General features: G+C 65.2%; 20 protein-coding genes and 1 other RNA gene. 17 read left to right on the forward strand and 4 right to left on the reverse strand.

Going from position 1 to position 22178, the window contains the following annotated elements:
- Positions 1-35: 35 nt before the first annotated feature.
- Positions 36-1259, reverse strand: a complete 1224-nt coding sequence (locus NFG57_RS06990; RefSeq protein WP_045993197.1) for a carboxylate--amine ligase — start codon at positions 1257-1259, stop codon at positions 36-38.
- A 324-nt stretch (positions 1260-1583) separates the two neighbouring features.
- On the opposite strand from NFG57_RS06990, the gene ffs reads away from it, so the two are divergent.
- Positions 1584-1680: signal recognition particle sRNA small type (gene ffs, locus NFG57_RS06995), an RNA gene on the forward strand.
- Positions 1681-1985: 305 nt separating this feature from the next.
- Here the strand turns inward: ffs and NFG57_RS07000 are convergent.
- On the reverse strand, positions 1986-2948 hold the full coding sequence (locus NFG57_RS07000; RefSeq protein WP_108132611.1) for a hypothetical protein: 963 nt from the start codon (positions 2946-2948) through the stop codon (positions 1986-1988).
- 221 nt (positions 2949-3169) lie between these two features.
- On the opposite strand from NFG57_RS07000, the gene NFG57_RS07005 reads away from it, so the two are divergent.
- The 4 genes from NFG57_RS07005 to NFG57_RS07020 all read left to right on the forward strand — a co-directional run bounded on the left by NFG57_RS07005 (position 3170) and on the right by NFG57_RS07020 (position 7970).
- Positions 3170-4195 (forward strand): aldo/keto reductase, encoded by a 1026-nt coding sequence (locus NFG57_RS07005; protein WP_348815773.1) that lies wholly within the window; start codon positions 3170-3172, stop codon positions 4193-4195.
- A gap of 171 nt (positions 4196-4366) precedes the next feature.
- A complete protein-coding gene (locus NFG57_RS07010; RefSeq protein WP_222516928.1) occupies positions 4367-5737 on the forward strand; it encodes an NAD-dependent succinate-semialdehyde dehydrogenase in 1371 nt (456 codons plus the stop codon).
- Between the two features lie 248 nt (positions 5738-5985).
- Complete coding sequence (locus NFG57_RS07015) at positions 5986-6729, forward strand: tellurite resistance TerB family protein (protein WP_108132614.1); 744 nt, start codon at positions 5986-5988, stop codon at positions 6727-6729.
- A 209-nt stretch (positions 6730-6938) separates the two neighbouring features.
- Positions 6939-7970 carry a histone deacetylase family protein gene (locus NFG57_RS07020; RefSeq protein ID WP_108132615.1) on the forward strand — a complete coding sequence of 344 codons (1032 nt, stop codon included), beginning with the start codon at positions 6939-6941 and terminating at the stop codon, positions 7968-7970.
- An 18-nt stretch (positions 7971-7988) separates the two neighbouring features.
- On the opposite strand, the gene NFG57_RS07025 is transcribed toward NFG57_RS07020, so the two are convergent.
- Complete coding sequence (locus tag NFG57_RS07025; protein ID WP_348815774.1) at positions 7989-9266, reverse strand: hypothetical protein; 1278 nt, start codon at positions 9264-9266, stop codon at positions 7989-7991.
- 282 nt (positions 9267-9548) lie between these two features.
- On the opposite strand from NFG57_RS07025, the gene dnaX reads away from it, so the two are divergent.
- From dnaX to NFG57_RS07055, 6 genes are all read left to right on the forward strand, one after another.
- On the forward strand, positions 9549-11915 hold the full coding sequence (dnaX, locus tag NFG57_RS07030; protein WP_348815775.1) for a DNA polymerase III subunit gamma/tau: 2367 nt from the start codon (positions 9549-9551) through the stop codon (positions 11913-11915).
- A 39-nt stretch (positions 11916-11954) separates the two neighbouring features.
- Positions 11955-12281, forward strand: a complete 327-nt coding sequence (locus NFG57_RS07035) for a YbaB/EbfC family nucleoid-associated protein (protein WP_045993209.1) — start codon at positions 11955-11957, stop codon at positions 12279-12281.
- 92 nt (positions 12282-12373) lie between these two features.
- Positions 12374-12979: a recombination mediator RecR gene (gene recR / locus NFG57_RS07040; protein ID WP_045993210.1), complete on the forward strand. Its 606-nt coding sequence runs from the start codon at positions 12374-12376 to the stop codon at positions 12977-12979.
- A 36-nt stretch (positions 12980-13015) separates the two neighbouring features.
- Positions 13016-14149 carry a ribonuclease D gene (gene rnd / locus NFG57_RS07045; RefSeq protein WP_045993211.1) on the forward strand — a complete coding sequence of 378 codons (1134 nt, stop codon included), beginning with the start codon at positions 13016-13018 and terminating at the stop codon, positions 14147-14149.
- 126 nt (positions 14150-14275) lie between these two features.
- Positions 14276-14569, forward strand: coding sequence for a YcgL domain-containing protein (locus tag NFG57_RS07050; protein ID WP_045993267.1), 294 nt, complete (start codon positions 14276-14278; stop codon positions 14567-14569).
- Positions 14570-14573: 4 nt separating this feature from the next.
- Entirely contained in the window at positions 14574-15032 is a 459-nt protein-coding gene (locus NFG57_RS07055; protein ID WP_348815776.1) for a YcgN family cysteine cluster protein, read from the forward strand.
- A gap of 95 nt (positions 15033-15127) precedes the next feature.
- On the opposite strand, the gene NFG57_RS07060 is transcribed toward NFG57_RS07055, so the two are convergent.
- Positions 15128-16036: a LysR substrate-binding domain-containing protein gene (locus NFG57_RS07060; RefSeq protein ID WP_045993213.1), complete on the reverse strand. Its 909-nt coding sequence runs from the start codon at positions 16034-16036 to the stop codon at positions 15128-15130.
- A gap of 132 nt (positions 16037-16168) precedes the next feature.
- On the opposite strand from NFG57_RS07060, the gene NFG57_RS07065 reads away from it, so the two are divergent.
- From NFG57_RS07065 to NFG57_RS07090, 6 genes are all read left to right on the forward strand, one after another.
- Positions 16169-16924, forward strand: coding sequence for a 5-oxoprolinase subunit PxpA (locus tag NFG57_RS07065; RefSeq protein WP_045993214.1), 756 nt, complete (start codon positions 16169-16171; stop codon positions 16922-16924).
- 81 nt (positions 16925-17005) lie between these two features.
- Complete coding sequence (locus NFG57_RS07070; protein WP_045993215.1) at positions 17006-17263, forward strand: acetyl-CoA carboxylase; 258 nt, start codon at positions 17006-17008, stop codon at positions 17261-17263.
- Positions 17260-18648 carry an acetyl-CoA carboxylase biotin carboxylase subunit gene (locus NFG57_RS07075; protein ID WP_348815778.1) on the forward strand — a complete coding sequence of 463 codons (1389 nt, stop codon included), beginning with the start codon at positions 17260-17262 and terminating at the stop codon, positions 18646-18648. The genes NFG57_RS07070 and NFG57_RS07075 overlap by 4 nt, the downstream gene beginning before the upstream one ends.
- Positions 18645-19559, forward strand: coding sequence for an allophanate hydrolase subunit 1 (locus NFG57_RS07080; protein WP_348815779.1), 915 nt, complete (start codon positions 18645-18647; stop codon positions 19557-19559). The genes NFG57_RS07075 and NFG57_RS07080 overlap by 4 nt, the downstream gene beginning before the upstream one ends.
- Positions 19549-20565, forward strand: coding sequence for a biotin-dependent carboxyltransferase family protein (locus NFG57_RS07085; protein WP_348815780.1), 1017 nt, complete (start codon positions 19549-19551; stop codon positions 20563-20565). The genes NFG57_RS07080 and NFG57_RS07085 overlap by 11 nt, the downstream gene beginning before the upstream one ends.
- Positions 20566-20775: 210 nt before the next feature.
- A complete protein-coding gene (locus tag NFG57_RS07090; RefSeq protein WP_348815781.1) occupies positions 20776-22110 on the forward strand; it encodes an allantoin permease in 1335 nt (444 codons plus the stop codon).
- The last annotated feature ends 68 nt before the right edge of the window (positions 22111-22178 follow it).

The raw sequence follows: 22178 nt of genomic DNA on the forward strand, positions 1-22178 counted from the left end.
CGCTGCCCCGACGGGGCAGCGCTTAACAGGCAGGCCTAGATGTAGTAGTCCTCGTCTTCCTGTGCCTTCAACAGGTCGCGCAAGGTATGGGCGTCGTCGCCCTTGAAGTAGACCAGGCCCCAGTGGGTACCGAAGGCGGTACGCTTGGTGACGGTCTCTTCCAGAGGTGCGGTCAGCTCGTGTGACTCGAAGTAGGGGTGGTCTTCCACCGACTCCGGGATTTCCAGACGGCTGACCACACGGCGGCGCGGATAGACCCCGAAACAGCCGGCGAAGCCGTTGGCGTCGACCACTTCGCGCGGGAAGAACTCGGCGACTTCCTCGGGCGTGGTCTTGGGGTCGAACACCAGCATGCTGGCCTGGTAGGCGTTGAAGCCATAGACCCGCTCGAGCAGCTCGAACACCTTGAAGCCGGGCGGACGATAGGCCACTTCGCCGAAGTACATCTCGCCATCGCTGGTGACGAAGTACTCGGGGTGGATCAGGCCGAAATCGATGTCGAAGGCCTTGATCAGCTTCTCGATCTGCACGCGGATCTGCTCGCGGTAGCGCTCAAGCTCCGGCGAGGCCGGCACGAACACCGAATAACCCAGGGTCACGTACTCGGAGATATTGAGAAAGGCGATCTTGCCATCATGGATCCAGGCCTCCACCGCGAACTCCCAGCCGTCCAGGTGGGATTCCATCAGCACCGGAAATTCCTCTTCCGGGATGGTGTCGACCTCGTCGGGTGTACGGATCACCCGGTGTCCAAGGCAGCCAGCCTTGTCGAAGGCCTTGAGGTGGATCGGGTCGTTGGGGTCACCGTCGAGCTTGAGCAGGGTCTGGTTGACCCGCTTGAGGAAGCGGATGACGTCCTGGTGGTCGTGGGCTTCCTCGAAGATGCCGACGCGAATACCGCCGAGCTGCGCACGCCGCTTCATCAGGGCCTTGTCACGCAGCAGCAGCGACTGGCCGTAGAGGCGCGGGTTGTCGAGTAGCACTGAGTTGATCGCACCGGCCCACTCCACGGTTTCCTCGAACAGCGGAATGGACACGTCCACGCCCATGTCGCGCAGGGTCTCGGCGATTTCCAGTGAGCGGTCGTTGAGCCGTTCGAAGTTCCAGGAGACGTAGGGGATATCGTGCTGCTTGCAGTAGTCCTCGGCCCAGTCCGGGGCCACGACAACGTAGCGACGGTCGAAATTCTCGGCGGCCTCGATGGCGTTCAGGCTCCAGCCGAGTAGTGCGATGTAGCCTTTGTTGGGATCCTTGTTCATGCAGCGCCTCCTTGGAATGGGCGTTGGTGGGCGTAATGGTGCTGGTTGTTCGTGGTCGTCATCCTCAAAAAGTGACGCCTGGTGAGTATGAGCTCCCAGGCGTTAAGGTGCTTCCACCATACAGCTTCAGTGTAGAAGTCTCACATTTCGAGCGCTGCATGACTGTTGAGGCAAAGTCTACTGGGTTTGCCCTTGTGGCCCGGGCATGACCTTGGTATAGTGCCCGCGTCCTGAGCAAGAGGCTGATTTTTCAGGCCTTGCCCGGTGACGTTTTCAGGCAGTCGACATTTCCTTGTTGTCGAGCTCGCCTTGCAGTGGTGGCCCTGTCGGTCCTCCCGCAACGCTAGACCGCAAACCCCGCCAGGCCCGGAAGGGAGCAACGGTAGTGGTGGACGCGTGTGCCGGGATGTGGCTGTCGGGGCCGCCTCCATTTCAGGCCATGCCTTTGATCCTGCAGGACCTTCTACCTCATTGATCCCGCTGTTACACAACAGTGGTGCAAAGAGGTGGGACAACCGTGTCTGCTATCTTGCGCTGAGTATTCCTTATTCCCGCATTTGTGGGTCGGTATTGAGGTGCCCCTTCGATGTGGCATTCGCCGGTCTGATGCGCCGCCCGCGCTGCGATATCAGGAACTTCCTGTTTACACAGCGGAGCGCCTTGCTCGGCGCCCCTACCTGTCTTTCTCGTCTCGGCTCTTCCTCGCCCAGGCGGATACTGCCTTGCCTAGCGGATCTCGCGATCCAGGGCAAAGTAGTCATCGGACTTGAGTTTGGCGATCTCCGCCGAGAGAGTGGATTCTTCGTTGCGCGACAGCAGCACGCTGGCGACGGCGCTCAGCGAACACAGCACCTCCTTGCATTCGGTGCGGGTGCGCTGGATCGACTGGCGTGCCAGCAGCAGGCACATGGCCTGGGCGCGGGCAGGGCGCTTGATCAGGGTGCCGTAAAGGTTACCGATGACCACGCCACTCAGCTCCTGGTCCTGGATCTCCCGATTGTCGTACTCACGGTAGAAGGCTTCTTCCTGGCCGTCGGGGATGAAGTAGTGGATGAACTCCTTGTAGTCGGGGTCGTAGGCGATGCTGCTGACGGCGTTGACCAGCTTCTTTTTCAGGGCGGCGTGCTCGGGATCCTGCTCGTCGACCTTGGCGAGCCGGCTGGCAATCTTGACTGCGCCTTCCAGTTCACGCAGCAGGTGGGCGTAGCCTGAGTTGATCTCGTCATGGCAGCGGGCGATATCGTCGAAGTCGCTCTTGATGCTGGCGACCATGCCGTCGCCTTCGGGCAGGCTGCCGAGGACAGGGAACAGCAGGTACTTGTGGACGTGGCAGCTCTCGTAGTAGCGCGAGACCTCGTCCTTGAACGCCTGCAGGTATTCGCCGACCTCTTCCAGGTAGTCGTCGTTCTGCTCGATATGCCGCTGGACCGCATCCACACCATCCTGTTTCCACAGCCGGTTGAGGCGTCGTTCGATCTTGCCGGCGTTGGTGATCATGCTGTTGAAGTCTTTTGACAGCTGGATGGTGGTTTCCTGGACCTTGGTCACGGCGATGGCGCGGGCCTGGTCATTGATGCCGACCTCGCGAGCCATGCGCCGCTGACGGTGATTGTCCAGCGTCCAGGACACGAAGGCACCAAGGATCGCCAGGCTGGTGGCGATGTCCACGCCAATCGATAGGTTGTCCACTGCGTTGTCTATCCTTTTTAGGGGTTATCGTTATGTGCTGGGAATCGCTTCCGGGGTTACCAGAAGCGATGGCCGTCTCACGGGCATACTGGTGTAGCCTTAAACAGGTATGCTGAATCAGGCTAATACGATAGTAGTGGCTGTCGATGACGCTTAGAAGGGGAAATCCCGTCGTTTCGATGTGGGTTGTCAGTTTTTTATCAACATGATCGGGAGATTGCATGTCAGACGTCCTTCGTCGGCTCGAGCGGTTGCGGGCGCCAGCCATCGGCCTTGGCTGCATGAACGTGTCCCACGCCTATGGCAGTCCGTTGCCGGAAGCCGAGGCGGTCAGGGTGTTGCAGCACGCTTTCGAGGTGGGCTACCGCCACTTCGATACCGCCACCCTCTACGGCAAGACGGCCAATGAGCGAGTCGTGGGGCAAGCGCTTGCCGGTCGCCGTGAAGAGGTCTTCCTGGCCAGCAAGTGTGGCATGGCCTTCGACCCGGAGATCGGTACCAAGCGCATCGACGGGCGGCCTGAGACGCTGCGCCGCCAATGCGAGCAGAGCCTTTCGCGGCTGAAGACCGATCATCTGGATCTCTACTACCTGCATCGACGGGATCGTCAGGTGCCGATCGAGGAGAGCGTGGGAGAACTTGGACGACTCGAGCAGGAAGGCAAGATCGGCGGGCTCGGGCTGTCCGAGGTGTCGGCGGCGACGTTCAGGCAGGCCCGTCAGGAGCATCCCATCGCGGCGGTGCAGTCGGAGTACTCGGTGTGGACGCGCAACCCCGAGATCGCGCTGCTCGACGCCTGCCGTGAGTCGAATACCGTGCTGGTGGCGTTCAGCCCGCTGGGCCGCGCCTTTCTGACCGGTACCCTGCGTGACCCCGCCAGGCTCGAGGAGGCCGACATGCGTCGAGGCATGCCGCGCTTTAGTGCCGATAACTACCCGCGCAATCTTGCCCTGCTGGCCGAGTTCGAGGCGCTGGCGCGCCAGCGCGAGTGCACCCCCGCCCAGTTGGCGCTGGCCTGGCTGAGAGGGCAGGGGGCGGACGTGATACCGATCCCCGGATCGCGTACCGCCGCCCACCAGAAAGAGAACCTGGCCGCCGAGGCGCTGACGCTGGATGCCGGCACGCTTGCGCTGATCAACGCCATGATGACGCCGGACCAGGTGGTCGGTGCGCGTTACAGCGAGGCCCAGCAGGCGGATATCGACACCGAGGAGTTTGCAACGGCGCGTGGCGACGGGGATCACTGAAGCGTCGACAGGCCTCGGGGAGAAATTTGTTCGGCAGCCACGCCGAACTCTGGTCGAATCCTCCTGTCCACCGTGGCGGGCCGGCGCTATGCTGTTTAGCCCCCTGAATCTGCCGAGAGCCTTCGCCATGCGAAGGCTGGTCGCACAGCCATGCCGCAAGGAGAGACAGCCATGAGCCATTACAAGGTTACCAACCCGGCGACCGGAGAGGTCGAAGCCACCTACCCCGACGCCAGCGACGGCGAGATTCTGAAGGCCGTGGAGTCGGCGCATCAGGCGTATCTGGCCTGGCGTGACGTCACCCCCGCCGAGCGTGCGGCGCTGCTGCACCGGGTCGCCGACCTGCACGAACAGCGCCGTGACCAGCTCGCCGATATCATCGTGCGCGAGATGGGCAAGCCGAAGTCCCAGGCCCTGGGCGAAATGTCGGTGGTGGTGGACATATACCGCTACTACGCCGACAACGGCCCGGCCTGGCTGGAGCCGGAGCCCATCGTCACCGGCGGCGCCAAGGCCGAGGTGCGCAAGCAGGGGCTCGGGGTGCTGCTGGGCATCATGCCCTGGAACTTCCCCTACTATCAGGTGGCGCGCTTTGCCGGTCCCAACGTGCTCAACGGCAACACCATCCTGCTCAAGCACGCTCCCCAGTGTCCGGAGTCGGCCAAGGCCATCGAGGACATCTTCACAGAGGCGGGTGCGCCCAAGGGGCTTTACACCAACCTTTACGCCAGCAACGAGCAGGTGGGCGAGCTGATCGCCGACCCGCGGGTGCAGGGCGTGTCGCTGACCGGTTCAGAGCGTGCCGGTGCGGCGGTGGCCGAGCAGGCCGGTCGCCAGCTCAAGAAGGTGGTGCTGGAGCTGGGTGGCTCCGATCCCTTCCTGGTGCTGCCCGACGCCGATCTGGAGCAGGCCGTCAAGCAGGCGGTGCAGGGACGTTTCGGCAACTGCGGTCAGGCCTGCAACGCGGCCAAGCGGATCATCGTCGACGACGCCGTCTACGACGACTTCCTGGCGGCCTTCCACGAGGCGGTGGAGCAGATCAAGGTCGGCGATCCCATGGCGGACGATACCGTGATGGGACCGATGTCCTCGGAGCAGGCGCTTACCAACCTGGATGCTCAGGTCCAGGACGCGATCCGCCAGGGCGCGACCCTGGTCACCGGCGGCAAGCGCCTGGATCGCGCTGGCGCCTGGTACGCCCCGACCCTGCTGACCGGCGTGACCCGCGACATGCGCATCTTCCAGGAGGAGCTGTTCGGACCGGTGGCTGTGGTCTACCGCGCCGCCGATCTGGAGGACGCGATCGACCTGGCCAACGACACGCCCTATGGCCTGGGTGCAGTGATCCAGACCTCCAACCCCGAGGGAGCGCTCGAGCTGGCCAATCGTCTCGAGGTGGGCATGGTCCACATCAACGAGCCGCCCGGCAGCGAAGCCGAGCTGCCCTTCGGTGGCGTCAAGCGCTCCGGCTTCGGCCGTGAGCTTGGCAAGGATGGCATGGATGAGTTCGTCAACCGCCAGATGGTGAAGATGGCACGCTGATCCCGGGCCGACATTTGAGCCGACAGCGGGATGCGCCGCTGGACAAGGACCCGTCAAGTTCGCTTGGCGGGTTCTTGCGTTCAGGGGGCTTGGTCTGGATGGACAAAACAGGAGGCCAAGGCTAGTGCCAGTGTCTATGGTGACGCCATGGGCCCTTGTCCGCGGTTGAATCGAGATGGCGGCTCGTATCCAGGGAACCTCGCCGTCGTCGAGCTTTCCAATGACCATCGACCAAGGAGGAGTGCGATATGAATGCCAAGTACCTGCTCGACCAACTGATGAAACAGGCCGGCGGTTCGTCTTCCGGCGGTTCGTCTTCCGGCAAGGGCGGCTTCGACGTGCAGGGGCTGATCAACAGCGTCTCGTCCCAGCTTTCCGGGGGATCGTCGTCGTCCAGCGGTGGCGGCGGCATGGACATGAAGAGCCTGCTCGGGGGCGGCGCGCTGGGCATGCTGATGGGATCCAAGCGCGGCCGCAGCATGGGCGGCAAGGCGATCAAGTATGGCGCCATCGCCGGCGTCGGCATGCTGGCCTGGAAGGCCTGGCAGAAGTCCCGTGGCGGTGACGAGGCCACCCCCGCGTCTCAGGGGGCTCAATCCGGTGAAGGGGCTCCGCTGGAGGAGCTCGGCGGCGAGGCCCAGGAACGGCGTAGCCTGGAGGTATTGCAGGCGGTGATCATGGCGGCCCGGGCCGACGGCCACATCGACGCCCAGGAGCGCGCCCTGATCAGCGAGCAGATTCAGCAGCTCGGGGCCGATGATGAGCTGCATGCCTGGGTCGAGCGTCAGCTCCAGGCGCCGCTGGACGCCCAGGCGCTGGCCAGTCAGGCCGACTCGCCCCAGGCGGCGCGGGAGATGTACCTGGCCAGCGCCGCGGTGATCGACGACCAGAATGCCATGGAACGCGCCTGGCTGGACGAGCTGGGCACCGCGCTGTCGCTGGACGAGAACGTGCGTCGCGAACTGGAACGCCAGCTCGAGGGGCAAGGCTGAGCCACCGTCACGCACGACCGCTTGAGAAGCCCTCGGACACGCAAGCTCTGACAACAGCCCTGACAGAAAAGCCTTTTGATGATGAAGCCCGGCGCCGGTCGCCGGGCTTCCCTTGTTGACGGGCCCGGCGGCACAATACGTTCGCCCGATTTGCGCTGAAGGCGTTGTCGGTCAACCCGTCGCCGGTCAACAAAAGGAATAATGCAAGCATGCAGGTGTACCACAGTGAAGCGACCAAGCTGCGTCGTGCCAGGACCGAACTCCACGATGGCCAGCTGATGACCCCCTTCGAGTGCCCCGAGCGGGTCGACCTGGTGCTCGCACGGCTCCGTGACAGCGGTGTCGGACCGGTCGCCGCGCCGAGGGAGCACGGCCTGGCGCCGGTGCTTGCGGTGCATGATGCAGCCTACGTCGAGTTTCTCTCGACCTGCTGGGACGAATGGCAGGCCGCCGGTCACGGCGGCGAGGCCATCCCCACCATCTGGCCGACACGCACCATGCGCGAAGATCGTATTCCCGGCCATGTCGGCGGCAAGCTCGGCTACTATGCCCTCGGTGGCGATACCTCGATTTCCCCCGGCACCTTCGAGGCGGCGATGGCCAGCAAGGACGTGGCGCTGTCGGCCTACGAGCACACCGCTTCCAGCGGCCAGCCGAGCTTCGGCCTGTGCCGCCCGCCGGGGCATCACGCCGCCAGTGATCAGTTCGGTGGCTACTGCTTTTTCAACAATGCGGCCATCGTGGCCCAGCGTGCGCTCGACGATGGTCACGCTCGGGTGGCGATCCTCGACGTCGACTTCCACCACGGCAACGGCACCCAGCAGATCTTCTATGGCCGTGACGATGTCCTGACCCAGTCGATCCACGGCGACCCGGACCAGTGCTTTCCCTACTATCTCGGCCACGCCGACGAGAAGGGCGAGGGGCCGGGGCTTGGCTACAACGTCAACTATCCGCTGCCGCCGGGTACCGACTATGCCACCTGGCGCGAGCGCCTGGAGCTTGCCCTGGCCGAGATCAGCGACAAGCAGGCAAGCCTTCTGGTGGTGTCGCTGGGTGTCGATACCTTCGAAGGCGACCCCATCTCGAGCTTCCGCCTCAAGAGCGATGACTTCCTCGACATGGGGCGTCGGCTGGCAAGCCTGGGCCTGCCCAGCGTCATCCTGATGGAGGGCGGCTACGCGGTGGAAGAGATCGGCGTCAATGTGGCCAAGGTGCTTCAGGGCTTCCAGGGCGCCTAGGCTTCCAGGGGGCGGCGTTCAGTCTCGCGACTCGACGTCTGCCTGGGGTGGCGGATGGATCACTCGCTCCTGCCTGGGTGGCGGCAGGCGAAGCGATGCCCCGGGCCGCGAATACAGCCCCTTGAACAGCTTCAGCCCAAGCCATAGAAACAGCAGCGGAATCACCAGGGTGCGCATCACAAACAGCGCCATCAACTGGAGGATGGCGTTGGTGCCGGATTCGACTCGGCTCTGAATGGCGCTGATGCTGAGGCCGTCGGTAAGGGCTCCGATGCGCTCGGCCAGGCTGTCGAACAGGCCTTCGTCCGGGTCCTCGCCCGCCAGGCGGCGGCGCAGGGTGTCGCGTTCGCGGTCCACGGCGGCGAGCTCGGCGAGCTGGCTCTCGCGCTCGTCGGTGAGCTCGGCCAGGCGCTGTCGCCGTTGGCCAAGCTGCTGTTCGAGGCGCTCGATCTCGGGGTTGTCGTGGAAGGGGTTGAGGCGCTCGGTCAGACTCAGCCGGGCGGTCAACAGCGACAGCCGACCGCGACTCTGTTCCACCGCGTCCTCGGCCTTGCCGATCTGTCGATTGGTCTCGATCAGCGTTTCGCGTAGTTGCTGGCGTCGCTGGTCGGTATCGGCCATCTCGGCCTCAAGCCGCTCGCGCTGCTGTGGCGTCAAGGCATCGCCGGCCTCGGCCAGGCCGGTGGCCTGGACCTCTTCGGACAGGCCCTGGACCTCGGCCATGCTGGCGCTGGTGCGCTCATCGAGAAACGCCTGGTCCACCAGGGTGCTGGCCACCAGTGTCAGCAGCAGCAGAAACCGGCCGAGTCCGATCAGTGCGAAGGCCTTCCACGCCAGTGGCGTCAGCCGCCAGTCTCGCCACAGGCACAGGATCAGCAAGGCACCGGCCAGGCTCAGGGCGATCTTGAACATCAGCGAGCCGGTGATTTCCAGCAGCAGGGTCTGGCCGATCAGTGAGCCGATGGCCAGCTTCATCACGCTGGCGTAGTCCTCCACCAGGTCGTTGAAGGGGTCCAGCGCCTCGAAGGGATGGGTCGACACGCCAACGCCCATCTCGGTGGACTGCAGCACCGAGATGCCCGCGTTGAGCCCGCGGGCCGCAGCGAAGGCGAGCAGCGCCTGGGTAGTGGCGCCCTCGACCTGACGCTGGGTCGCACGATCGAGCACATCGAGCCAGGACAGCGCCATCACCGCGACGATGGCCAGCGTCAGCAGTACCTTCAGTCGCCGTGAGGGCGAAAGCCGTCGCTTCGCGGTGGGGGGCGTCTCGGAGGAGGTGGGCGCGGAGTCAGACATGAAGGGTCCTGTGGCAATGGAAGGCGGGACGCTACCGTCGGTTGGCTGCGGGTACCTCTCACCAGTGGCGGATGCGAGCAACGCCAGACGGGCGCACAGGTGTGAGGTGCCGCTTCAACGGCGTGAACCCCCCTTGGCCTTTGCGCCCAAGGCCCCACCCGGTAGAATGCCACGACCATCGGGCGGGAAACACCGTCGCGTGACCGCCACGCCGCCTCGCTCCCGCCGCGTTGTCTCAGCGGGTCGCCTGGCCCAAAGCCCAGCCGCAGGAAAGAACGTTCAATGAGCTATCAGGTACTGGCCCGCAAATGGCGGCCTCGCACCTTCCATGAACTGGTGGGGCAGGAGCATGTCCAGCGGGCGTTGGTCAATGCCCTGGACCAGGGCCGCCTGCACCATGCCTACCTGTTCACCGGGACCCGAGGTGTCGGCAAGACGACCCTGGCGCGTATCCTGGCCAAGTGCCTCAATTGCACCGACAAGGGGGAAGGTGACGACGGCGTGACCTCGACCCCCTGTGGCCGTTGCGATAGCTGTCAGTCCATCGACCAGGGCCGCTTCGTCGACCTGATCGAGGTCGACGCCGCCTCGCGGACCAAGGTCGAAGACACCCGCGAGCTGCTCGACAATGTTCAGTACGCGCCGACCCAGGGTCGCTACAAGGTGTACCTCATCGATGAGGTGCACATGCTCTCCACCAGCAGTTTCAATGCGCTGCTGAAGACTCTGGAAGAGCCGCCGCCCCATGTGAAGTTCCTGCTGGCGACCACCGATCCGCAGAAGCTGCCGCCGACGGTGCTGTCGCGCTGCCTGCAGTTTACCCTCAAGCATATGCCGCCGGAGCGTATCGTCGGCCACCTGTCCAAGGTGCTGGAAGCCGAGCAGGTACCCTTCGAGGAGTCTGCACTGTGGCTGCTGGGCAAGGCCGCCGCCGGCTCCATGCGCGATGCCATGAGTCTGACCGACCAGTCGATCGCCTTCGGCCAGGGTGAGGTTCGCCACGCCGACGTCGCCGCCATGCTCGGTACCCTCGACCATCGCCACGTGCTGGCGCTGATCGAGGCGCTGGCCGAGGTGGACGCCGCGCGGCTGCTCCAGGAGGTGGCGAGCCTGGCCGAGCAGGGCCCGGACTTCGGCGCGGTGCTCGACGATCTGACGGCGGTGCTGCACCGCCTGGCGATCGGTCAGATGGTGCCGTCGGCGCTGGACAACGGCCACGGCGACCGTCAGGCGCTGCTTGAGCTGGCCGGACGCTTCGCCGCCGAGGACGTGCAGCTCTACTATCAGATCGGAGTGCAGGGGCGTGCCGACATGGCCCACGCCCCAGACCTGCGTACCGCCCTGGAAATGACCCTGCTGCGGATGCTGGCGTTTCGTCCCCAGGGCGTGCCCAGGCCCGCCCGGACGCCGCTGCCGATGCGCGGCGAGGCAGCGCCGCAGGCGGGTTCAGCGTCTACCGCGCAGCCTGACTCTAGGAGCGAACCGCAGCCCGAAGTTAAGACACAAGTTCAGAACCAAGCCCAGAACCAAGCCCAGAACCGAGCTCAGCCTCACGGCCAGGTTCAGACTCAGCCCGAGGCTCAACCTCACGTTCAGCCCGCACCGCAGCCTGAACCACAGCCCGAGCCTGGTGCGCCATCCCCGTCCGAGACCCAGGCGCAGACGGCGGCGCCGGTCGAGGCCAGTGTCGATGCCGCGCCGGCGCCCGTCGATGGGCCTGCGCCCATGCCGGGTGAGGCGCCAGACAGTCGCGATGATAGTGGTGGCGAAGCCGACTATCGTGCGAACAACCACGCCAGTGACGTGCCGCCGCCCTGGGAGGGCGGTGCTCCCGAGGACCCTACGCCGGGCGCTGACGCGCCCACCGCCGTCGCCAGCGAGCCGGTCGGCCTGGCCGAGACGCCGTCCGCCGAGGCCCAGGCCGGGCAAGCGATGGCGTCCACACAGGACCAGCCGCTCCCGACCGAACCGCTCCCGGTTGAGTCGCACCTGGCCGAAACGCCTGCGGTCGCCGGGAGCGAAGCGAGTAGCGAAGAGCCAAGCCCCGAGCCAAGCTTTGGGCCAAGCCTAGAGCCAAGCGCAGAGCCCAGCCCCGAGCCAAGCCTTGAGCCCGACGCCGAGGTCGAGGAGATGGCGGCAGAGGCGATGGCGGCCGAGGCGATGGTCGACGAGGCCTCGCAGCACCAGCAGCACGCCGCAGAGCCCGCCGCTGGCGAGGCTGCCGCGATGCCGACAGGGGCGCTGACTCACAGCGCCTGGCTGGCCCACTTCGATGATCTTGGCGTGTCGGGCCTGACCCGTAACCTTGCCGCCCACTGCGTGGTGGCCGCCGACGACGGTGAACGGCTACATCTGCATCTGGACCCGTCGCAATCGGCGATGAACGCCGAGGTTCACCAGAACCGGATTCGCGATGCCCTCGAGGCCCTGGGGTATCCCCGTCGACTCGAGATCGAGGTGCGTCAGCTCGACACCCGCGTCGAGACCCCGCGGCAGATGGCCGAACGCCTGGCAGCGGAACGCCACGCCGAAGCGGTTGAGGCCTTGAAGCGTGATCCCCATATTCAACAATTGCAGCAGACATTCGGCGCCAGGCTGGTGGAGTCCACCGTGACCCCCGCCGGCGAGACCCGCAAGGCCAGACGCTGAGCGTCTGCGCCTGACAGTTTAAAACGAGAGGATCGGACCATGATGAAAGGTGGAATGGGTAACCTGATGAAGCAGGCCCAGGAAATGCAGGACAAGATGCAGCGGGTCCAGGAAGAAATCGCCAAGGCCGAGGTGCTGGGTGAAGCCGGCGCCGGCATGGTCAAGGTGACCATGAACGGCCGCCATGACGTCAGCAAGGTCGAGATCGACCCGTCGGTGATGGAAGAGGACAAGGAACTGCTCGAGGACTTGCTGGCCGCTGCGGTCAACGATGCCGTGCGCAAGGTCGAGACCAGCTCCAAGGCCAAGATGGAAGAGGTGACCTCGGGCCTCAACCTGCCGCCCGGCTTCAAGATGCCGTTCTAAGCCGACCCTGACGCGACCCGGGCCAGCGACTGGCCTGGGCGAGAGTGTATCCGCCGGACGCAGTGTTTGCCCGGCGCTGGACGAGTTTGCCCATGAGTTTTTCTCCCCTGGTCGAGCAATTGATGGACGCACTGCGCGTGCTGCCGGGCGTCGGGCCCAAGACCGCCCAGCGCATGGCCATGCACCTGCTGGAGCGCCAGCGTGAAGGCGGCCAGCGTCTGGCCGAGGTGATGCGTGAGGCGGTCGAAAGGGTAGGCTACTGCCAGCGCTGCCGGACCCTGACCGAAGAGCCGCTGTGCGGGCTATGTCAGAGCGCGCGTCGGGATGACAGCCTGCTGTGTGTGGTCGAGTCGCCGGCGGATATGCTGGCCATCGAGGAGGCCGGCGGCTTTCAGGGACGTTACTTCGTGCTGCACGGCCACCTGTCGCCTCTGGACGGTATCGGGCCCGAGGACATCGGTCTCGATCAGCTCGAGACCCTGATGGAAGAGGGCCTGATCGAAGAGGTGGTGCTGGCGACCAATCCCACCGTGGAAGGCGAAGCCACCGCCCACTATATCGCCACCCAGATCCAGCGCCACGGTGCACGTCTGTCGCGTCTGGCCTATGGTGTTCCCATGGGGGGTGAGCTCGAGTACGTCGACGGCGGGACCTTGAGCCGCGCCTTTTCCGGTCGCCTGCCCTTCGACAGTGAATAAGTCGGGCGAACGTTGTTGCCTCAAATGGATGCTTGAATGCCTGTAATCCCTGATATTCGATGGATCGATAGCGCCGACGCTCTCGACGACGCCTGCCAGGCGCTGTCCCAGGCACCGGTACTGGCGCTGGACACGGAGTTCTTTCGCGAGAAGACCTTTCACCCGGTTCCCGCACTGATCCAGATCTACGGTGGCGACGCCACCTATCTGATCGACCCGCTGGAGGTCGCCTGCACCGAGCGTTGCCGGCAACTGCTGACCAATGACGCCTTGAAGCTGCTGCACGCCAGCAGCGAGGACCTCGAGGTATTCGGCCACTGGGCCGGGGTCGCGCCGACGCCGCTGGTCGACACCCAGGTGGCCCAGGGGCTCCTGGGCGAAGACGCCGCCATGGGCTACCAGCGGCTGGTGGAGTTCTGGGTGGGCGAGACGCTGCCCAAGGAAGAGACCCGTTCGAACTGGCTGGAGCGCCCCCTGAGCGATTCCCAGCTGAGCTACGCGGCGCTGGACGTGGTCTACCTGCTGATGGTGTGGCAGCACCAGCGTGAGTCGCTGGAGCGCCACGGTCGACTCGAGTGGGTGCTGGAGGACTGTACCGACCTGGTGGCCCAGTCGCAGCGCTCCAGCGAAAGCGACGGCCAGTGGTACCTGCGCCAGCGTCAGCTATGGCGGCTGGCCCCGCGTCAGGTCGAGGCCTACCGCCTGATGACCACCTGGCGCGAGGGCGAGGCCCGGGCCAGGGACCTGCCGCGCAACTGGGTGATTCAGGATCGTGTGCTCTACGCCATCGCCGAGAAGATGCCGGCCAACCGTCATGACCTGGCGGCGGTGGAGGGCGTCAAGCCGACCCTGATCAAGCGAGAGGGCGACACCCTCTTGGCGATGGTCAAGCAGGCCGCCCACCGAGAGGTCTCGGAGCTCGCACCTGCGCCACTGGCACCAACCTTGCCGCCGTTCAAGGCGCGCATGAAGGCGCTCAAGAAGGTGGTCAATCTCGACGCCGAGTCGCTGGGCGTCGCCCCCGAAGTGCTGCTGCGCCGGCGTGAGCTGGAAGCCCTGGTCACCGCCAGCCTGCGCAACCAGCCGCTGCCGCTGCCCAGTGGCTGGCGTGGCGAACGACTTAATGAGCGCCTTGAAGGAGCCCTGGGGGAGTTGGCCCAAGCCGGCTAGAAAGAAGGACTCGACCAGGCTGACGAAACACTAACAGCAACGACGAGGCGTCCGATGAATCGAAAGGACGCCCACCAGACCGACAGGGCAGCCCAGGTGGCGCCCGATGAGACCGACATGACGACGATGCAGGGCAAGATGCTGTGCGAGATATTCAAGAGCTCGCGCAAGGACGAGATGTATCTCTACGTGGACAAGCGCGAGGGGCTCAAGCGGGTCCCCGAAGCGCTGATGGAGCGCTTCGGCACGCCGGTATCGGTGATGACCATGATCCTCACCGCCGACAAGGCGCTGGCGCGCGCCAGCGGCGCCGAGGTGATGGCGGCGATCGAGGAAAAGGGGTTCTATTTTCAGATGCCGCCGGCCAAGGACGAGTATCTGCTGGACCTGTATCGCACCCCCACCGAAGCCCGCTACTGACGTCATGGCCGAGCTGAGAGAACGTTTCTGGGAGCGCTACGCGCTCGATGAGCTGACCCAGCAGGAATGGGAGGCGCTGTGCGATGGCTGCGGCCAGTGCTGCCTGCGCAAGCTCGAGGACGAGGACACCGGCGATCTGGCGGTGCTGGGCCTGTCCTGCCGGCTGCTCGATACCCACAGCTGCCGCTGCAGCGACTATGACAATCGCCTCGCCAAGGTGCCGGACTGCACCCACCTGACGCCCGAGCTCGCCCACCAGTTCAAGTGGTTGCCGCACTCCTGCGCCTACCGACGGCTGGCCGAGGGACGAAAGCTCGCCGGCTGGCACCATCTGATCTGCGGTGATCCCGAGCGGGTCCACCGCAAGGGTATCAGCGTGCGCAGCTTCGCCATCCCCGAGACCGAGGTGGACGAGGCCGACCTCGAGGACCACATCATCGCGGTGATCCCGGTCGAGGGCTGAACGCCTCTTGTGGCAACGCCACCTGCAATCTCTGATAGCGACCTCCTTCGGGAGGTCGCTTGCGTTGTGGCATGCCCCTGGTACCTGGCGTGCCGTCAGCCCGCCGCCATGGCCTCGATCAGGGCGTCGCGAAACGCTTGGGCCGGCGGCGACAGTGCTCTCTTGCGGTCCCAGGCGAAGCCCACGTCCATGGTCGGGATGGGGTCGGCCAGGTCGATGTGCTCGATGCGTCGGCCCTCCAGCGACCAGGGCCGATAGACCATGTCCGACAGGATGCTGACGCCCGAGCCGCTGGCGACAAGGGAGCGCACCGCTTCCACCGAGGATGTGCTGAACAGCGTCTGTGGGCCGAGTCCCGATGGTGCCCAGTAGCGCAGTGCGGTCTGCTCGGCCTCGTCGACGTTGAGCATGATATAGGGCTCGCGGGCGACGTCGGCCAGGCCAACGTCGCGCCTGCCGTGAAGAGGGTGGTGGCTGGCGACCCACAGGCGGCGGGGCGATCGGATCAGCAGGTGCTGGGCCAGCGGGGCACCCGGTTCAAGGTTGGAGATCAGCATGATGGCCAGATCGAAGCGCCCGCCGAGCAGGCCGGCCTGGATCGTCGGCCTCGAGGCCTCGTGCAGGCGTACCGTCACACCGGGATAGCGACGTTGAAACTGTGCCAGCAGCGGCGGAAGAAAGTAACCCGCCACGGTATAGCTCATGGCCAGATCGAGGCGTCCCTCCAGCGTCGGCGAGTGCACCCGGGTCGAGTCGAAGGCCTCGTCCACCGCCTGGAAGACGTGTCTGACCCGGTCGAGAAAACGCGTGCCTTCGCGGGTCAGCACCATGCCCTGGGCCTGTCGGTCGAACAGCTTGACGCCCAGCTCGTCCTCGATTTCCCGCACCCCGGTGGTGATCGACGACTGGGACACGTTCAGGTCCACCGCGGCCTGGGTCACCTTGCCGCTTTCCGCCACCGCCACGAAGTAGCGCAGCTTGCGAAGGGAAGGACTGCGCGCCATGTGAGATCTCCCTCAAGTTCTGTTGTTCGAACCTGTTATTCGGATTTTTTGATAATGCCAAACAAGAATTGGTATTTCCAATCAGTGGCGTCTCTCATATACAACGATGGAACACCCGCGAGGAGACCCACAATGACAACACTGGACCTCAATGCCGACATGGGGGAGGGATTCGGCGCCTGGCGCATCGGCGGAGACATCGACGATCGCATCATGGCCGGCATCAGTTCCGCCAATATCGCCACCGGCTTCCACGCCGGCGATCCCACCATCATGACCCATAGCCTGCAGCAGGCGGCGAAGCACGGTGTCGCGGTGGGGGCCCATCCCGGTTTCCGCGACCTGGTCGGCTTTGGTCGCCGGCATATTCACGCCGCCGCCGATGAACTGGTCAATGACGTCATCTATCAGCTCGGCGCCCTGCGCGAACTGGCCGCCCGGGAGGGCCTAGGCCTTCATCACCTGAAGCTTCACGGGGCCCTGTTCATGCACGCGGCCAGGGACGAGGGCTTCGCCACGGCGCTATGTCGCGCACTGATGACCATCGACGCCAATCTGCCGATCTACTGCCTGGCCGGGTCGGTGATCGATCGGGTCGCCGAGGCCGAGGGCATCCAGCGCGTCCACGAGTTCTACGCCGATCGTGACTACGACGATCAGGGTTCCATCGTCTTTGTCCGGCAGGTGCAGCGCCTCGACCCCGAAACGGTAGCCGAGAAGGTGCTGCTGGCGGCCCGCGAGGGCGTGGTCGAGACCGCCAGCGGCAAGCGTGTACCGGTCAGCTTTCAGTCGGTGTGTCTGCACAGCGATTCCCCCGGGGCGCTGGAGATGCTCGACGCCATCCGCCGCCGGCTGGCCGATGCCAGCATCGAGCTCAAGGCTCCCTGAGCCTGCGGCCGCCTGGCCACAGCCATCTTCACCTTGATCGTGTTCAGCGCAAACCAATTCCAATGACAAGCGAGAGACCTCATGTCCCAGCAAACACAGCAAGCCCCCTTTCCCGGCGTCTTCTATCGCCGTCCCTCGCCCGAGGCCGAGGCCTTCGTGTCCCCGGGTGATAGCGTCCAGGCCGGCGACACCATCGGCCTGCTCGAAGTGATGAAGCAGTTCTGCGAACTCAAGGCCGAGGTGACAGGCCAGATCGCGTCCATCGAGGTGGATGACGGCGATGTGCTGGAAGCCGGTCAGGACATCCTGGTCATCGACGTTTCGGAGGGCGAGGCATGAATGCGACCCGTCTGTTGATCGTCAATCGCGGTGAGATCGCCGTGCGGGTGGTGCGCGCCGCCCGCGAACTCGGCCTGACCAGCATCGTCACCCACAGTGAGGCCGACGCCGACAGCCTGGCGGTCAAACTGGCCGATGAGGCGGTATGTATCGGCCCGGCCCAGGCCGCCAAGAGCTATCTGAACATCGAGGCGATCCTGGCGGCAGCCCGGGAAGTCGGTGCCGAGGCGGTCCATCCCGGCTACGGCTTCCTGTCGGAGAGCGCCGACTTCGCGCGCCGTGTGGTCGAGGCCGGCATGATCTTCGTCGGCCCCGACGCCGAATTGATCGAGCGCATGGGCAACAAGGCCGAGGCCAGGCGCACCGCTCTGGTCGCAGGTGTTCCGGTGGTGCCGGGGTCGCCGTCGGCGGTGGCCGACGTGGAGGAGGCGGTGAAGGTCGCCCTGGAGGTCGGCTATCCACTGCTGATCAAGGCCGCCGCCGGCGGTGGCGGGCGCGGCATTCGCACCGCTGCCGACGAGGCGGAACTCCGCGCCCAGCTACCGCTGGCCCAGAGCGAGGCGCGAGCCGCCTTCGGCGATGACAGCGTCTATCTCGAGCGTTTTATCGAGCGTGCACGACATATCGAGGTGCAGATCCTGGCCGACGGTGAGCGTGCCGTGCATCTGTACGAGCGGGAGTGCTCGCTGCAGCGACGGCGTCAGAAGGTGTTCGAGGAAAGCCCATCGCCGGCGCTGGACGAGGCCGCCCGCGAGCGCCTCTGCGCCTCAGCGGTGGCGCTCGCCGAGCACGTCGGCTACAAGGCCGCCGGGACGCTTGAGTACCTGTACGACGATGACAGCGGTGAGTTCTTCTTTATCGAGATGAATACCCGCATCCAGGTGGAGCATCCGGTCACCGAGATGATCACCGGTGTCGATCTGGTGCGGGCGATGCTCAGGGTATGCCTGGGTGAGCCGCTGGGGGTGGCCCAGGACGATATCGCGATACGTGGCTGGGCCGTGGAGATGCGTATCAACGCGGAAGACCCGGACAATGGCTTCTTCCCATCGCTGGGGCAGGTCGAGCGACTGATCTGGCCCACCGGCCCGGGCGTGCGCGTCGACAGCGCCCTGTACGAGGGCTACAGGATGCCGCCGTTCTATGACTCGCTGGTGGCCAAGCTGGTCGTCTGGGACGAGGATCGCGCCTCAGCGCTGGTCCGTGCCGGTCGTGCCCTCGACGAATTCACGCTGGAGGGCTTCACCACCACGGCGGGGCTGCATCGTCGGCTGGTGGAGGACCAGGCGGTACGTCGCGGCGACTTCCATACCGGCACCCTGGAGCTCTGGCTGGACACAGCATCGGCGGCGTCAGCGCCATCAGTACAGGAGAAAGCGTCATGAAGCCATCCACCCAGCGTGACCCCGGGCAGGCCAAGCCCGCACGCTACAGCGCCGCCGGTGACGAGTTCCTGTTCGTCGAACTGTCCGAGGCGATGAACCTGGAAGCCTTCTTTCGTGGGGTGTCGATCACCAGTCGGCTTGCCGAGCGCAAGATCCCCGGGGTGACCGAGATCTGTCCCGCCAACGCCTCCTATCAGGTTCGCTACGATCCTGACCGGCTGCCGCTGTCACGCTTGATCGAGACCCTTGAGCAGATCGATGCCGAGGTGCTCGGCCAGCAGGTTCAGCGCCTGGAGACCCGGGTGGTGGAGGTGCCGGTGCTCTACAACGACCCCTGGACCCACGAGACGCTGATGCGCTTTCGCGATCGCCACCAGGACCCGTCAGGCACCGACCTGGAGTACGCCGCCAGGATCAACGGTTTTACCAGCGTCGATGGCTTTATCGAGGCCCACAGCGCCAGTCCCTGGTTCGTGTCCATGGTGGGCTTCGTCGCCGGCCTGCCGTTCATGTACCAGATGGTGCCCCGTGAGCGGCAGATCGAGGTGCCCAAGTACGTGCGGCCTCGTACCGATACGCCCAAGCAGACCGTCGGCTATGGCGGCTGCTTCAGCTGCATCTACTCGGTGCGCGGCGCCGGGGGCTATCAGATGTTCGGGGTGACCCCCATGCCGATCTACGATCCCAGCGGCAGCCAGCCCCACATCGACGACTCGATGATCTATTTCCGCCCCGGGGACATCGTCAAGCATCGGCCCGTCGATCGCAGCGAGTACGACGCCATGGTGGCCGCCGCCGAGGCCGGGCGCTTCCGCCCGAAAACCGCGCCATTCGTGTTCGACCTGGATGAATATCGCGAGGCCCCCGAAGCCGTGGCCCGTCGCGTCGAGGAGGTGCTCAATGAGCATTGAAGTGATCAAGCCGGGGCTTGCGACCTCGGTCCAGGATGCTGGACGCGCCGGTCATTACCACCTGGGCATTCCGCCCTCTGGCGCCATGGACCAGTTCGCCATGCGCTCGGCCAACCTGCTGCTGGGCAACGCCGAGGACGCCGCGGTACTCGAGTGCGCCCTGATGGGGCCGGAGCTGCGCTTTACCCAGGCCTGTCGTATCGCCACCGGCGGCGCGGAAATGGTGCCGAAGATCGATGGTCAGCCCCATCCCAACTTCGAGGTGCTCGAGGTGCCAGCGGGCAGTGTGCTGAGCTTCGACTTCGTGCGTGCCGGGGCGCGGCTCTACCTGGCGGTGGAGGGCGGCATCGATGTGCCCGAGCGTCTGGGTAGCCGCAGCACCTACGCGCTCGGCGCCCTCGGTGGCTACGAGGGGCGTCCGCTCAAGGCTGGCGATGTGCTGCCCGTCGGTCAACCCAACGCCGCAACCCGCGCGGCAGTCGGTCGGCGTCTTCCCGAGGCCTTTGTGCCGCGCTTTGCCAAGCACTATGAGTTGCGCGTTGTACCCGGACTTTACGACCACCTGCTCGAGGAAGAGGCGAGGGAACGCTTCTATCAGGAGGACTGGAGCGTGGCCTCGGAGGCCGATCGTATCGGCTATCGCTTCAAGGGCGGCACGCCGCTTCGGTTCATCGAGCGAGAGCCGCCCTTCGGGGCAGGTGACGACCCGTCCAACATCGTCGATGCCTGCTATCCCATCGGCTCGATCCAGGTGCCCGCCGGCAGCGAGCCGATCATCCTCCACCGAGACGCCGTGTCCGGCGGTGGTTACGCCATGGTTGGCACGGTGATCAGCGCCGACATGGATCTGGTGGGCCAGATCCAGCCCCATCAGAAGGTGCGCTTCGTACAGGTGTCCCTCGAACAGGCGCTGGAGGCGCGCAAGGCCTACGCAGGGCGCCTGGAGGCGCTGCGTCAAGCACTGGGCGATGCCCGGGACCAGGCCCTCGGCCAGGCGCTCGACTAGCCGGCTGAAAAGGATCGAAGGCAAGAGCCTGAGTGCTTCGATCCCGTCTCACTTATTCCCGCAATTGTCACTTTGCCCGGCGGAGCCAGACGTCTCTGCCCGGGCTCCCCTTGCCCCGGAATGTCACTCGAGCCCTGTCACCGAGGTATGGGCTGACTCTTCTGTCCAAGGGGCTTCGTCCAACCACAACAACAGCACGAGGCAACAACCATGAACGACACGACATCCCACGAGAAAGCTGGGCAAGGCGCCGGCGACTTCGCCGACCGCCCCATGCCCCTGGACCAACGCATGCCCAGAGGCAATTTGATGATGGCCTGGTGGGCGGTATGCAGCGCCATCTTCTACATGGTGGTGGCCGCCGCCATGGCCCGCAGCTACGGCACCACCAACGCGCTGATCGGTATCGCCCTGACGGTGGTCTGCTACGGCGTCATCAATGCGGTGATCAGCCGTTATGCGATACGTACCGGACTGACCGTGGCGCTGTTTTCCCGGGTCCTGTTCGGTCATCTGGGGGCGATGATCGCAACCCTGATCTTTTTTGCCACCGCGCTCTACTACGCGGTGTTCGAGGGCTACGTGATGGCGCTGGTGCTGTCCGAGTGGTCGCCGTCGCTCGGCATGGCCAGCGCTACCCTGATCGTGGTGGTGGTCGGGGTTTCGCTGATCTTCGGCAGCGTCCAGCACTGGCTCGACAAGTTCAACGGCGTGCTGCTGCCGGTGTACATCGTCGGCATGCTGATCGCTGTGGGCATGGCGATGGCCGAGTTCGGCTATCCCTCCGGCTGGCTGTCCCGAGTGCCCGAAGGAGGCGCCAGTCCCTTCGGCTGGATGTCCACCTTCGCCTACTACATGGGGGTCTGGGTATTGATGATGTTTACCTTCGACTACGCCCGCTTCGGTCGCGTCGAGGATAGCCGCTTCCATGCCCGCGTCACCTTCGGCATTCCCTTTTATCTGATGACCTTCGTGTTCAGCGGAGTGGTGGGGATCCTGCTCGACGCCTGCCTGCCTACCGACGGCCTGTCGGAGGCGTCCATCGTGCTGGGACTGCTCGAGCTCATGGGGCTCGGTGGGCTGGCGCTGGTGTGGGTGACCCAGAGCCGTATCAATACCGCCAACTTCTACCTGGCGACGGTCAATCTCGAGGCCTTCGTCGGCAAGCTCACCGGCCTCAAACTCAACAAGATCCTGGCCGGCTGTCTGGTGGGCGGGCTTGCCTACCTGCTGATGCGGGCGGACGTGTTCAGCTACCTGCTGGCGGCCCTGGCCTATCAAGGCGTGTTCGTGGTGGCCTGGGTGGGGGTGGCACTGGCCCATATCCTGTCGCCGGAGGGGCGTCTCGAGGTCGATCTGGACGCTGACATCAGCGCCTTCAACCCTGTGGGGCTGGCGGCCTGGGCCCTGGCGGCGATCGTCGGCATCGCGCTGATGCTGTCGCCGAGTCTGGCCGGAGCCTCGGCACCGCTGACCTTTGTGGTGGCGTGGGGGATCTATGTCCTGGGGCGTGGTCTGGCCAGGCATGGAGCCACCGCCGCCTGACCGGCTAGATAGGGAAACGACAGCGCCGGGCCTCGTGAAGAGGCCCGGCGCCTTGTCGGCAAAGAAGG

Origin of the sequence: Halomonas sp. H10-59 (assembly GCF_040070555.1) — a bacterium.
GTDB lineage: Bacteria > Pseudomonadota > Gammaproteobacteria > Pseudomonadales > Halomonadaceae > Halomonas > Halomonas litopenaei.

Coding starts and splice junctions, on each gene's coding strand:
- NFG57_RS07020 (WP_108132615.1), top strand. CDS start 6,939: ATGCAGGTGTACCACAGTGAAGCGACCAAGCTGCGTCGTGCCAGGACC.
- NFG57_RS07065 (WP_045993214.1), top strand. CDS start 16,169: ATGACAACACTGGACCTCAATGCCGACATGGGGGAGGGATTCGGCGCC.
- NFG57_RS06990 (WP_045993197.1), bottom strand. CDS start 1,259: ATGAACAAGGATCCCAACAAAGGCTACATCGCACTACTCGGCTGGAGC.
- NFG57_RS07090 (WP_348815781.1), top strand. CDS start 20,776: ATGAACGACACGACATCCCACGAGAAAGCTGGGCAAGGCGCCGGCGAC.
- NFG57_RS07035 (WP_045993209.1), top strand. CDS start 11,955: ATGATGAAAGGTGGAATGGGTAACCTGATGAAGCAGGCCCAGGAAATG.
- NFG57_RS07025 (WP_348815774.1), bottom strand. CDS start 9,266: ATGTCTGACTCCGCGCCCACCTCCTCCGAGACGCCCCCCACCGCGAAG.
- NFG57_RS07085 (WP_348815780.1), top strand. CDS start 19,549: ATGAGCATTGAAGTGATCAAGCCGGGGCTTGCGACCTCGGTCCAGGAT.
- rnd (WP_045993211.1), top strand. CDS start 13,016: ATGCCTGTAATCCCTGATATTCGATGGATCGATAGCGCCGACGCTCTC.
- NFG57_RS07050 (WP_045993267.1), top strand. CDS start 14,276: ATGCAGGGCAAGATGCTGTGCGAGATATTCAAGAGCTCGCGCAAGGAC.
- NFG57_RS07060 (WP_045993213.1), bottom strand. CDS start 16,036: ATGGCGCGCAGTCCTTCCCTTCGCAAGCTGCGCTACTTCGTGGCGGTG.
- recR (WP_045993210.1), top strand. CDS start 12,374: ATGAGTTTTTCTCCCCTGGTCGAGCAATTGATGGACGCACTGCGCGTG.
- NFG57_RS07055 (WP_348815776.1), top strand. CDS start 14,574: ATGGCCGAGCTGAGAGAACGTTTCTGGGAGCGCTACGCGCTCGATGAG.
- NFG57_RS07005 (WP_348815773.1), top strand. CDS start 3,170: ATGTCAGACGTCCTTCGTCGGCTCGAGCGGTTGCGGGCGCCAGCCATC.
- NFG57_RS07080 (WP_348815779.1), top strand. CDS start 18,645: ATGAAGCCATCCACCCAGCGTGACCCCGGGCAGGCCAAGCCCGCACGC.
- NFG57_RS07070 (WP_045993215.1), top strand. CDS start 17,006: ATGTCCCAGCAAACACAGCAAGCCCCCTTTCCCGGCGTCTTCTATCGC.
- NFG57_RS07075 (WP_348815778.1), top strand. CDS start 17,260: ATGAATGCGACCCGTCTGTTGATCGTCAATCGCGGTGAGATCGCCGTG.
- dnaX (WP_348815775.1), top strand. CDS start 9,549: ATGAGCTATCAGGTACTGGCCCGCAAATGGCGGCCTCGCACCTTCCAT.
- NFG57_RS07010 (WP_222516928.1), top strand. CDS start 4,367: ATGAGCCATTACAAGGTTACCAACCCGGCGACCGGAGAGGTCGAAGCC.
- NFG57_RS07015 (WP_108132614.1), top strand. CDS start 5,986: ATGAATGCCAAGTACCTGCTCGACCAACTGATGAAACAGGCCGGCGGT.